The sequence below is a fragment of the Brevibacillus sp. BD137 genome, assembly GCF_041644655.1.
GTDB lineage: Bacteria > Bacillota > Bacilli > Brevibacillales > Brevibacillaceae > Brevibacillus > Brevibacillus brevis_D.
The window spans coordinates 49,309-61,399 of the sequence record NZ_JAOTNO010000001.1 but is presented as its reverse complement, the minus strand read 5'-3'; the positions used below and the strand labels follow the sequence as shown (position 1 = coordinate 61,399).

11 protein-coding genes are annotated in these 12,091 nt (G+C 47.4%); all 11 read left to right on the top strand.

Annotated features, from left to right (window positions below; all coding sequences use genetic code 11):
* Window positions 1–61: 61 nt before the first annotated feature.
* The 11 genes from ODZ53_RS00275 (at window position 62) to ODZ53_RS00225 (ending at window position 12,023) form a co-directional block, all read left to right on the top strand.
* Window positions 62–1,315, top strand: a complete 1,254-nt coding sequence (locus tag ODZ53_RS00275) for a M16 family metallopeptidase (protein ID WP_015891704.1) — start codon at window positions 62–64, stop codon at window positions 1,313–1,315.
* A gap of 72 nt (window positions 1,316–1,387) precedes the next feature.
* The gene (locus ODZ53_RS00270; RefSeq protein WP_372675531.1) at window positions 1,388–1,648 is read left to right on the top strand and encodes a YlmC/YmxH family sporulation protein; all 261 of its coding nucleotides are present in this window, start codon (window positions 1,388–1,390) and stop codon (window positions 1,646–1,648) included.
* 137 nt (window positions 1,649–1,785) lie between these two features.
* Window positions 1,786–2,688 (top strand): dipicolinate synthase subunit DpsA, encoded by a 903-nt coding sequence (gene dpsA / locus ODZ53_RS00265; protein ID WP_015891702.1) that lies wholly within the window; start codon window positions 1,786–1,788, stop codon window positions 2,686–2,688.
* Complete coding sequence (locus ODZ53_RS00260) at window positions 2,685–3,281, top strand: dipicolinate synthase subunit B (protein ID WP_007719213.1); 597 nt, start codon at window positions 2,685–2,687, stop codon at window positions 3,279–3,281. The genes dpsA and ODZ53_RS00260 overlap by 4 nt, the downstream gene beginning before the upstream one ends.
* 57 nt (window positions 3,282–3,338) lie before the next feature.
* Window positions 3,339–4,379, top strand: coding sequence for an aspartate-semialdehyde dehydrogenase (locus ODZ53_RS00255; protein ID WP_015891701.1), 1,041 nt, complete (start codon window positions 3,339–3,341; stop codon window positions 4,377–4,379).
* Between the two features lie 11 nt (window positions 4,380–4,390).
* Window positions 4,391–5,617 (top strand): aspartate kinase, encoded by a 1,227-nt coding sequence (dapG, locus tag ODZ53_RS00250; protein WP_015891700.1) that lies wholly within the window; start codon window positions 4,391–4,393, stop codon window positions 5,615–5,617.
* Between the two features lie 56 nt (window positions 5,618–5,673).
* Window positions 5,674–6,540, top strand: a complete 867-nt coding sequence (gene dapA, locus ODZ53_RS00245; RefSeq protein ID WP_372675530.1) for a 4-hydroxy-tetrahydrodipicolinate synthase — start codon at window positions 5,674–5,676, stop codon at window positions 6,538–6,540.
* 145 nt (window positions 6,541–6,685) lie between these two features.
* Entirely contained in the window at window positions 6,686–8,362 is a 1,677-nt protein-coding gene (locus tag ODZ53_RS00240; protein ID WP_064202410.1) for a ribonuclease J, read from the top strand.
* A 121-nt stretch (window positions 8,363–8,483) separates the two neighbouring features.
* Entirely contained in the window at window positions 8,484–9,308 is an 825-nt protein-coding gene (locus tag ODZ53_RS00235) for a ClpP family protease (RefSeq protein ID WP_199928461.1), read from the top strand.
* Window positions 9,305–9,535, top strand: coding sequence for a YlzJ-like family protein (locus ODZ53_RS00230; protein ID WP_173605020.1), 231 nt, complete (start codon window positions 9,305–9,307; stop codon window positions 9,533–9,535). Before ODZ53_RS00235 ends, ODZ53_RS00230 begins: the two co-directional genes overlap by 4 nt.
* 109 nt (window positions 9,536–9,644) lie before the next feature.
* A complete protein-coding gene (locus ODZ53_RS00225; protein WP_372675529.1) occupies window positions 9,645–12,023 on the top strand; it encodes an FtsK/SpoIIIE family DNA translocase in 2,379 nt (792 codons plus the stop codon).
* Window positions 12,024–12,091: the final 68 nt, after the last annotated feature.

Genomic DNA, 12,091 nt, shown 5'->3' with positions numbered 1-12,091 from the left:
GTTTACAAGAAATTCCCCGAGGTTTCGGGTAGAGACAGATGAACAACCGAGGAGGATTTACGTGATACAACGTCATACGTGTGATAACGGTCTTCGAATCGTGACGGAACGGATTCCGTCCGTTCGCTCCGTTGCCTTAGGCATCTGGGTAGGGACTGGTTCGAAATATGAAAACGAGAAAAACAACGGGATCTCCCATTTTCTCGAGCATATGTTTTTTAAAGGTACAAAAACTCGTTCTGCAAAGGAAATTGCGGAAACCTTTGATGAGATTGGTGGGAACGTGAACGCCTTTACTTCGAAGGAGTATACCTGCTATTACGCAAGGGTGCTCGACCAACATGCTCCTATTGCTCTCGATGTTCTTTCCGATATGTATTTCAACTCGGTATTTGATGCAGATGAGTTGGAAAAGGAAAAGAACGTCGTCATTGAAGAGATTAGCATGTATGAAGACACGCCGGATGATTTGGTGCATGATTTGATTGCACGTGCTTCATACAGTACACATCCGCTAGGCTATTCGATTTTAGGTACGGAAGATGTCCTGCGCAGCTTGAAGCGTGACGATTTGCTCGCTTATATTGATCAGCACTATCTTCCAACGAATACGGTGATTACGGTAGCGGGTAATTTTGAAGACAGTTTGATTGAAGATATCCAAAAGCGCTTTCAAGCTTTCTCGCGTTCAGGCATTATGCCGACCTTGTCTACCCCAGATTTTGCTGGAAATGTGATCGCGCATCATAAGGCAACAGAGCAAGCGCATTTGTGCCTGTCTTTACCTGGGTTTAAGGTAGGACATCCTGAAGTATACTCCTTGATTTTGCTGAACAACGTGCTGGGTGGTAGCATGAGCTCGCGTCTATTCCAAGAAATTCGAGAAGAACGCGGATTGGCATACTCTGTTTATTCCTATCACTCTTCCTATAAAGAAGCGGGTACGTTCCACGTGTATACAGGAACGGCACCAGAGCAAGTAGGACAGGTATTTGACATTGTCTCGCGCGTCCTGCGCGATGTCGCTGATCATGGAATTACGGACAAAGAGCTGAACAAAGGAAAAGAGCAGCTGAAAGGCAGCCTGATGCTCAGCTTGGAAAGCACGAATAGCCGTATGAGTCGTCTTGGCAAAAATGAACTCTTGCTGGGCCGTCACCTTAGTCTAGATGAGATCATCGCCAAAATTGACCGCGTTTCCCATGAATCTGTTCTGGCTGTGGCGCAGCAGCTGTTCCGTTCCAAGATGTCTATGGCGATGGTGAGTCCACTCGATGGCTTCCCTGAAAATGTGAAGAACGATATTCTGTTGTAGGGAAAAATCCGGCATAGCCCGGATTTTTTTGCGTATATCAACAGTAAATGAAAGGACAAAGGGGGCTTCTCCATGCGATTAAGCGAGTTGGGTGGGAAGGAGATTATCGGACTGGACAACGGAGAGAAAATGGGGGTTATCAGTGATTCCGATTTAGTCATCCATCCCGAAAACGGTATGATTCAATCCATCATCTTGCCAGGAGGTAGTTTCTTTGGGTTCGGAAAGAAACGAGAGGACCTCGTGATCCCATGGAGCTCCATCGTGAAAATTGGGCCAGATATGGTCATCATCCAGCTTAAAGCGCCTGAGGCACAAGCTTCTCAAAAGTAGGCGCTACTGTCACCGAAGTAGCAGGAGCGGAATAGGATGGGGGTAGACCGCATGGATTTCCGTCAACTTTTCCAAAAGGAAAACCTTTGCGTTCCGATCATTTAATGCAGTAAAATGTGTGGAAAGGGGAACGCAGCATGCTAACGGGCATACATGTTGCCTTCATCGGCGGAGACGCTCGCCAGTTGGAAGTCATTAAGCGATGCATACAACTGGATGCTAGCGTCACGTTAGTTGGCTTCGACAACCTGGAAAGTAATTTTACAGGGGCAACGAAGAAACCATTAACATGCGATGTGTTGAAAGACGTGGACGCCCTCATCCTACCCATCGTAGGGACCGATGATCAAGGATACGTGGAAAGTATTTTCTGCTCCAAACAACTGCAGTTGCTAGATGAACATGTGGCAAGTCTGCCGAGTCATTGCGTGGTTTACACGGGAATGGCAAAGCCTTATCTGAAAAAACTATTGGCTTCCACACGGCTTCCTCTCGTGGAGCTCTTGGATCGTGATGACGTAGCTATCTATAACTCTATCCCTACTGTAGAGGGAGCGTTAATGATGGCGATTCAGCATACGGATATTACGATTCATGGATCACAGTCAATTGTTTTGGGATTGGGCCGAACAGGTTTGTCCATGGCTCGAGCATTGCATGCGTTAGGGGCCCGCGTAAGAGTTGGGGCAAGACGTCAAGAACACTTGGCACGCATTTATGAGATGGGATTGACTCCCTTCCATATAAGCGAAGTAAGGCAACAGGTTACGAATGCTGATTTCATTTTTAATACCATCCCGCAATTATTACTCACGGCAGAAGTGATTGCTCAAATGCCTCAATCGGCGTTTATTCTTGATCTTGCCTCCAAGCCAGGAGGAACAGATTTTCGTTACGCTGAAAGACGAGGTATCAAAGCTCTTCTTGCTCCCGGCTTACCTGGAATCGTTGCACCTAAAACCGCTGGACAAATTTTGGCCCAAACATTGTCTCGTCTGATTGCGGATCAAAGGAAAGCGCCAGGAGGGGATGCAACATGAGTAAGCTTCAGGGAAAGACCATTGGATTTGGTTTGTCTGGATCGCATTGTACCTTTGAGGAAACGATGCCGCAAATTAAGCGATTTGTGGATGCTGGAGCAAGGGTGGTTCCGATTGTATCGAATACGATTATGACCACGGATACACGCTTCGGTACTTCGCAAAGCTGGCAGCAACAAATCAAGGAACTGACAGGGGAGGAACTTATTTCGACGATTCCTCAGGCTGAGCCGTTGGGACCTTCCAAGTTGTTGGATGTCATGCTGATTGCGCCTTGCACAGGCAGTACGACGAGTCGACTGGCGAATGCCATTACGGATAGTGCCGTACTAATGGCAGCTAAAGCGACCATGCGTAATTTGCGACCCATTGTGATTGCCATATCCACCAATGATGGTCTGGGATTAAATGCAGCCAATATTGCCAAGCTGTTGGCTGCGAAGAATATGTATTTCGTGCCATTCGGGCAGGATGCCCCGGATAAAAAACCGAATTCGCTTGTAGCTCGTATGGATCTCCTATTGGAAACATGCGAAGCAGCTTTGGAAGGTCGACAATTGCAACCCTTGCTCATCGAGAGATTTAACTACTAATAAGACTACAGAAAAACCAATAAACCTGCTTTTTCGCGATTAGGAGGAGAGTAAGAGATGGCAAACCAACTGACTTTCAATGTTGCTGTAGTCGGTGCGACTGGTGCAGTCGGACAGCAGATGATTCAACTATTAGAAAAGCGCAACTTCCCAATCAAACAGCTTAAGCTGCTTGCTTCTGGACGTTCTGCAGGAAAAACAGTCACCTTCAAGGGGCAAGAAATTGTACTGGAAGAGGCGACTCCAGACAGTTTTGCAGGGGTTGATTTTGCCCTGTTTAGTGCTGGTGGATCGGTCAGCAAGGAACTGGCTCATCACGCAGTGCGTCATGGAGCAGTTGTCATTGACAATACCAGCGCATTCCGGATGGACCCAGATGTTCCTCTCGTTGTGCCAGAAGTAAACATGGATGCTGCGCTCGCTCATAATGGAATCATTGCGAATCCGAATTGCTCTACGATTCAGATGGTTGCCGCTCTAAAACCCCTGTATGATCGTTTTGGTATAGACAGAATTATCGTTTCTACTTACCAGGCAGTATCTGGTGCAGGTCAATCTGCGATCAATGAATTGCTCGACCAGAGTCGAGACATTTTGGATGGTAAAGAACCGCAGTGTAACGTACTTCCCGTAGGCAAATTGCCTGTACATCATCAGATTGCGTACAACGCGATTCCGCAGATTGATGTGTTCACCGACAATGGTTTTACTTATGAAGAAATGAAAATGGTTAATGAAACCAAAAAAATCTTCGGTGATGACACTGTACTTGTTTCAGCTACTTGCGTACGTATTCCAGTGGTCTACGGCCACAGCGAGTCGGTATATGTAGAGCTGAAACAGGATTACGATCTGGCAGAAGTAAAAGCCCTGCTGAAAGACGCTCCGGGTATCGCGTTAGTAGATGCGCCGGAGGAACAGCAGTATCCACTCGCTACTGATGCAACAGGCAAACTGGAAGTATTCGTGGGCCGGGTGCGTCGTGATCTCCATCATCCTCGTGGACTGCATATGTGGATCGTTTCTGACAATCTTCTCAAGGGTGCAGCATGGAATACAGTACAAATCGCTGAAGAACTCATAAAAGCAAGAGTATAGGGGAGAGGTTAGTGAAGATTCTCGTCCAGAAGTTCGGTGGTTCTTCCTTGACGACGGAGGATTGCCGGATGCGGGCAATCTACCATATGGAAAAAGCAATTGATGAGGGTTATGCCCTCGTCGTTGTCGTATCGGCGATGGGGCGCAAGGGCGATCCATATGCGACCGATACACTTTTGCAGTTGGTTCGTGCGAATGGGAACCAACTGCCGAGTAGAGAAATGGATATGCTGATGCATACCGGAGAAATCATCTCTGCTACAGTCATGTGCAGCATGCTAAATGCACGGGGAATAAAAGCAACAATTTTGACAGGCGGTCAGGCAAATATAGTGACGAGCGACGACTTTACGAATGCACAAATTATGTCGATCGATCCAGCTCGCATTTTGCAGGACTTGCAGGAAAGTCAAGTTGTGATCGTCCCAGGATTTCAGGGACGTACAGCCGAGTGGGAAATTACGACACTGGGACGGGGCGGAAGCGATACGACTGCAACCGCTCTCGGTGTCGCCTTGAAGGCTGAAACGGTGGATATTTTCACCGACGTGGAAGGCATCATGACCGCAGACCCGCGGATCGTTGAGGAAGCGCAGCGGCTCGGTATGGTGACTTACACGGAAATTTGCAACATGGCTCACCTGGGTGCAAAAGTTATTCATCCTAGAGCGGTGGAGATCGCGATGCACGCAAACGTGCCGATTCGTGTTCGCTCTACGTTTTCGGACGACCCCGGTACACTTGTTACGACTATGCTGGAGATTGGGAAAATGGGCTACACAGTAAACGACAGAGTCGTTATGGGAATTGCTCATGTACCGAACATTACTCAAATTAAGGTCGCGAACAAAGAAGGGTCTTACGATACACAGCTGCAAGTCTTCAAAACGATGGCAACCAATAACATCAGTGTAGATTTCATCAATGTGAACCCAATGGGTGTCGCTTACACGGTCCATGATGAAATGGGAGAAAAAGCTGCTCGTTTGTTAACGGAAATGGGATACGAGCCGCAGCTTTTGCCGCATTGCGCGAAAGTGTCCGTGATTGGTGCAGGGATGACGGGCGTGCCCGGCGTGATGGCAAGAATCGTGGAGGCACTTACACAAGAAGATATTCAAATTCTTCAATCGGCAGACTCTCATACAACCATCTGGGTACTCGTGCATGAAATGGATATGGTGAAGGCGGTTCGCGCACTTCATCAGCAGTTCAACCTGCATGTTCAACATAAGTAAGAGCATATCCTGACTTTAAATACCTACTGATCACGATAAGAGGAGTTGGAGTGGTAGTGGCACGTTTTGGTCGACTGGTTACCGCTATGGTAACGCCTTTTAATGAGCAGCTACAGGTCGATTACGATAAAACAGAGCGATTGATTGACCATTTAATTGCAAATGGAACAACTGGAATCGTATTGAGTGGTACCACGGGTGAATCACCGACTTTATCCCGTACGGAGAAACTCGATCTTTTCCGCCATGTGGTTTCCTACGCAAAAGGAAGATGCCACATCATTGCAGGAACAGGAAGCAATGATACAGCCTCAAGTATTGAGTTCACCCAAGCTGTACAATCGATTGGCGTAGACGCTGTCATGGTCGTTGCTCCTTATTACAGCAAGCCATCGCAGGAAGGGCTTTACGCACACTTCAAGGCAATATCGGAAGCGACTGAGTTGCCCGTGATGCTATATAATGTGCCAGGAAGATCCGTGGTCAATATGACTGCCGAAACGACACTTCGTTTGGCAGAACTGCCTAATGTGGTATGCATCAAGGAAGCCTCCGGGAATTTGTCGCAAATGGCGCAAATTATTGAGCATGCCCCGGAAGGCTTTGAGCTGTACAGTGGCGATGATGGCTTAACTTTGCCGATCTTGTCAATCGGGGGAGTGGGCATTGTCAGTGTGGCGAGTCACGTAGTCGGCCGCCCAATGACAGATATGATGGACGCTTATTTTGCCGGTAACTATACAGAGGCAGCAAGACTCCACCGCAAGCTGTTGCCGATTTTTGAAGGCCTCTTTGCGTACCCGAGCCCTGGACCGACCAAGGTCGCTTTAGAAAAGCTCGGCGTTCAAGTTGGAGGCGTTCGGCTGCCTTTAGTCGAGCTGAACGAACAAGAAAAAGATTTCGTACATTCTCTGCTTGTTTAACTCCATAGAAGTTCAAGAGCCATTCCTTCCCGGGATGGCTCTTTTTCCTTGTGTTCATGATTTCACTTCGGGTATAATAAGAACAAGTGATTTGGGGCGGTTTTTTTGAGTGGACATGACAACTAAATATAGGAGGTTACACGTTTTGGCAAAGTCGAATCACTCTGTTCTCGTTTTCGCCCTGGGCGGAGTCGGCGAAATTGGGAAGAATATGTACGTGGTACAAAGCGGTGACGACATCGTGGTGATTGATGCCGGATTGAAGTTCCCAGAAGAGGAAATGCTGGGGATTGATATGGTTATTCCGGATATCACCTACTTGGAGGAACACCGCGACAAGGTTCGGGGTATTATTATTACGCATGGACATGAAGACCACATCGGCGGCCTCAGCTATGTGCTGAAGCATTTGAAAGTCCCGGTTTATGCGACAAAACTTACCCTTGGTTTAATTGATGCAAAGTTAAAAGAAGCGGGCATCCTAAATGAAACAAAACGCGTATTGATCAACAGCGACTCGGAAGTCGTTCTCGGAAAGATGAAGGCGACCTTTTTCCGTGTAAACCACAGCATCCCGGATTGTGTAGGGGTATGCTTGGATACGCCGGAAGGTTACATCGTTCATACAGGAGACTTCAAGTTCGATCAAACACCTGTTAACAATCAGGTAGCTGATCTGGCAAAAATGGCGATGATCGGTGACAGAGGCGTTTTGTGCTTGCTCTCTGACAGTACGAATGCAGAACGGCCTGGATTTACCGGATCGGAACGCTCAGTGGGAAAAGCACTCATGGATGTGTTCAGCAAAGCATCTGGACGTATTGTTGTTTCTACGTTTGCATCAAATGTTCACCGCATTCAACAAGTGGTGGACGCTGCAGCACAGTTCAACCGTAAATTAACGGTTGTCGGCCGGAGCATGCAAAATGTTATTAATATCAGCAGAGACTTAGGGTACTTATTGGTCCCAGAGGGCTTGATTGTTGAGATCGATGAAATCAACAAATTGCCTGCTGAACAAGTCGTTATCTTATCAACTGGAAGCCAAGGAGAGCCTATGTCCGCGCTCACTCGGATGGCCCGATCCGCCCATCGGAAAATTGACATCCTTCCAGGGGATACCGTTATCATTGCAGCCACTCCCATTCCAGGGAATGAAAAATACGTGGCTCGTACGATCGATCAATTATCGCGCATTGGTGCAGATGTCATCTATGGCGGCCATGGACCTAACGGAACCGTCCACGTCTCCGGTCATGGTAGCCAAGAGGAATTGCGCCTGATGCTTAACCTAATGAAGCCGAAGTACTTTATTCCCGTTCACGGTGAATATCGCATGCTGAAAACACATGCTTTACTTGCTGACCAGGTTGGCATTCCTGAAGAAAACACGTTCTTGCTGGATAACGGCGATACAGTTGAATTCTCAGGGGGCAAGGCCCGTTACGGTGGAAAAGTCCATGCTGGCAACGTTTTGATTGACGGCTTGGGTGTTGGTGATGTAGGAAACATCGTCCTTAGAGATCGCAAATTACTGTCACAAGATGGCATACTGGTAGTTGTCGTTACACTCAGCAAACAAAATGGCACGATTTTGTCAGGTCCAGACATCATTTCTCGCGGTTTCGTCTACGTGCGTGAATCCGAAGAGCTGCTGGATGAGGCAAATCGCATAGTGACCCAAACACTTGTCAAATGCATGGAAGAAAATGTGAATGAATGGTCTTCACTGAAAAATAATGTAAAAGAGTCATTAGGCCGTTATCTGTACGAGCAAACGCGCAGACGTCCGATGATCTTGCCGATTATCATGGAAGTGTAGGATCACGATAAAGAGCTGGAAATCCTTTGGAAAAAGGGTTTCTGGCTTTTTTTGCCTTTGTGGGCGCATGATTTTTCCTCCCCTTATCCATACTACAGAGGAAAGTGAGGGAGGATCATCCATGTCGAATCAACAATTTAGCGATTTTTTAAATAAGCCGCCGTTTGCAAGCACAGCGGTAACGAGTAAGGAATCCCAGCCACAATCACCAACTGATGATCAGGAGCCTGCTGCCTCGCCGCCATCAGAAACACCTGGGCAAGAAGATCCGAAGAAAAAACTGCTCGATTCGATTACACAACTGGGTCAGACAAACGTCCCACAACTCGAAAGCAATATTTATTGTATGACCATCATCGGACAAGTAGAAGGGCATATTCAGTTGCCCCCACAAAATAAGACGACCAAATACGAGCACCTCATTCCTCAATTGGTTGCAGCAGAACAAAACAATAAAATAGAGGGCGTTCTCGTTATTTTGAACACAGTTGGCGGGGACGTAGAAGCGGGCTTGGCAATTGCGGAGATGATATCGTCCTTGTCCAAACCGGTAGTCACACTTGTACTCGGCGGTGGCCATAGCATTGGTGTGCCAATCGCTGTTGCTGGTTCGTACTCGTTTATTGCAGAAACAGCTACGATGACGATTCACCCGATCCGTTTGACTGGTCTTGTAATTGGTGTGCCCCAAACGTTTGAGTATTTAGACAAAATGCAGGATCGTGTAGTAAGCTTTATTGCCCGTCACTCCAAAGTTTCAGAAGAAAAGTTCCGTGAGCTCATGACCCGAACAGGTGAATTGACACGAGATATTGGAACCAATGTGATTGGCGTAGATGCGGTGAAATATGGATTGATAGATGAAGTTGGCGGTCTTGGTAGCGCGCTGAAAAAACTGAACGAACTGATCAAAGCGCAAAAAGGCGAGGAGAGTGTACTCCAATGATCTTATACTCCATCATTCCGATGGAAACGGTTTTTGAGAACATGGAGCAAGTGGAGAAGCAAGAGCTGAAAGAGATAACGATGGGTCATGCCACGATGCTCATTGAGCAAACCGGACCGTTTGAAGGAAAAATCGTCAGGCTGATTAGTCCAGATCCGCAAGACTACCTGAAGGAGCAATACGCACCCGGACAAAAAATTCAGTTTCAACCTGAGTGGCTGGCCTAAGAAGTCCTGTATTTCTATGAATTTCCTGTGTTATACTAGAGAAGTACGAACAGCAGCCGAACACGCGACGGCTGCCTTTTTTCCATTAGGTACATAACGAGGAGGAGGCATGCCATTGAGTAGGAGAAAAAAAGAGCGTTCACAAGCGGCATTGGCCTCAGTTGTCAAAATAGAGCTGCTGGGACTTCTCATCATTGTGCTGTCCTTGATCGGGCTATTGGAGAGTGGATGGCTGGGCAAAAATGTACTGGCACTTCTATTTCGGTTTATTGCGGGCTCATGGGATTTTATCATTCCTGTTCTGCTAATCGGTATGGCCATACATATGATGTTTACGAGAAAGTCACCGAAGCTTACTTACCGCGTCTTAGGGATAGCGCTCATTGGTGTGGCGATTTTGACCTGGGATCACATGATTTTGTACAAACAAATTACCGCAGATGGAAAATTTGCAGAGCAAAGCATTATTAAGGTTACATGGGACAGGATTTGGCTCGATCACGGTCAGAAAGTGTCCACCACCGGGGTAGGCGGAGGAATGATCGGCGCTCTGTTTTTTGCGGTGACAAATGGCCTTGTTGGAACAATTGGTACTGGTCTGGTGATTGTGTTTCTTTTCCTCGTGGGACTGATGTTTCTGTTCAATCTTTCTTATGTAAACATTTTGATGTTTGCCAAGGACAAGCTCGCTTTGTTTTACGGAAAGGCCAAGCATACAGTGAAGGACTCTGTACAGCTTTTGCAGGAAGAGAGCGAGAAGAGAAAGAAAGAAGCAAAGGAAGCCGAAGAGGCTCGCAAGCAAAAGCAATCGGCGGAAGAGAACGAGGCCATTGCTGTCACGGCGTTGAAAGAGCAAAAACCTCATTCACAGCCTGCTAATCAGGAGGAAGCAGTCCAGCAACTGAATGCCCCATTAATTCGTGATTTTACGGATCGCATTGCGCTGGAAGAGGATGAAGAACCGAGTAATCCTGGTCATCAAGCGAGAGCTGCACAACCGAAACCGAATCAGGAGATTACGTTTGCACTTGAAGGAGAAGCAGAAATCTTCGGTACAATAGATACCGGAGAAGAAAAGAATGCCATACCGTATGAGCTACCAAGTCTGCAAATGCTCGCAAGGCCCAAAGCGAGTGCAACAGGTAAAGACGTCGATCATACTTCAAATGCGGCAAAATTAGTGCAGACACTGAAAAGCTTTGGCGTCAATGCAACTGTTTCCGAGGTACATCGAGGACCGGCTGTTACACGCTACGAGGTTCAGCCTGCTACAGGGGTAAAAGTAAGCAGGATTGTCAGCTTGACGGATGATCTTGCATTGGCATTAGCAGCAAAAGATATCCGCATTGAGGCACCAATCCCAGGGAAATCAGCCATCGGTATCGAGGTTCCGAACTCAGAGGTAGCGGTCGTATCACTACGAGAAGTGTTGGAAGCTCCCGAGTATCAAGATGCAGCAGGGAAGCTTACCGTTGCTCTTGGCCGGGATATTTCCGGAGAGCCGATTGTAGCCGATTTGACCAAAATGCCCCATTTGCTCGTAGCGGGTGCGACTGGAAGCGGTAAATCAGTCTGTATTAACGGATTAATCATGAGTATTTTGTTCAAGGCCAAACCAGAAGAAGTCAAGTTGATGATGGTTGACCCGAAAATGGTGGAACTGAATGTGTACAACGGAATTCCGCATTTGTTGGCTCCAGTTGTTACTGACCCGAGAAGGGCTTCTGTTGCATTGAAAAAAGTCGTGGCAGAGATGGAACGCCGCTATAATTTGTTTGCCAAAACAGGTAGCCGTAATATTGAAATGTACAATGCACAAGTGGAAGGCACCCCACTTCCCTATATCGTCGTCATCGTCGATGAGCTTGCGGACTTGATGATGGTAGCTCCGGGAGAAGTGGAGGATGCGATTTGTCGACTCGCGCAAATGGCTCGTGCTTCCGGAATTCATCTCATCATCGCGACCCAGCGTCCTTCTGTAGATGTCATTACGGGAGTGATCAAGGCAAATATTCCATCCCGCATTGCCTTTGGCGTATCTTCCATGGCTGACTCTAGAACGATTCTCGATATGGGAGGAGCAGAAAAGCTTCTCGGTAGAGGGGATATGCTATCACTGCCGATGGGAGCATCAAAGCCGACCCGTGTTCAAGGAGCTTTTGTATCTGACAAGGAAGTAGAAGAGGTCGTTCGTTTTGTAAAAGAACAGCAAGAGGTTCGCTACAATGAAGAGATGATCCCGGGTGACGTGCAGGAGGAGCAACAGCCAGTTGTGGATGATGAACTGTACGATCAAGCCGTCCAAATCGTTTCAGAAGCCCAAACGGCATCGGCATCCTTGTTGCAGCGTCGTCTCCGTGTCGGTTATACGCGGGCGGCACGATTGATTGATATGATGGAAGCCCAAGGAGTAGTCGGTCCTTATGAGGGAAGTAAGCCTCGTGAGGTTCGTCTTCCGCGCCCGTCCATAGAAAGTAATATTTCATAAAGAGAGACCTTGCCAACATTTGTACTGGCAGGGTCTTTTTTCCTATTTTAGTAGAAAAATCCCTGTCG

Coding starts and splice junctions, on each gene's coding strand:
- ODZ53_RS00270 (WP_372675531.1), top strand. CDS start 1,388: ATGCGATTAAGCGAGTTGGGTGGGAAGGAGATTATCGGACTGGACAAC.
- dpsA (WP_015891702.1), top strand. CDS start 1,786: ATGCTAACGGGCATACATGTTGCCTTCATCGGCGGAGACGCTCGCCAG.
- ODZ53_RS00260 (WP_007719213.1), top strand. CDS start 2,685: ATGAGTAAGCTTCAGGGAAAGACCATTGGATTTGGTTTGTCTGGATCG.
- ODZ53_RS00255 (WP_015891701.1), top strand. CDS start 3,339: ATGGCAAACCAACTGACTTTCAATGTTGCTGTAGTCGGTGCGACTGGT.
- ODZ53_RS00235 (WP_199928461.1), top strand. CDS start 8,484: ATGTCGAATCAACAATTTAGCGATTTTTTAAATAAGCCGCCGTTTGCA.
- ODZ53_RS00230 (WP_173605020.1), top strand. CDS start 9,305: ATGATCTTATACTCCATCATTCCGATGGAAACGGTTTTTGAGAACATG.
- ODZ53_RS00225 (WP_372675529.1), top strand. CDS start 9,645: ATGCCATTGAGTAGGAGAAAAAAAGAGCGTTCACAAGCGGCATTGGCC.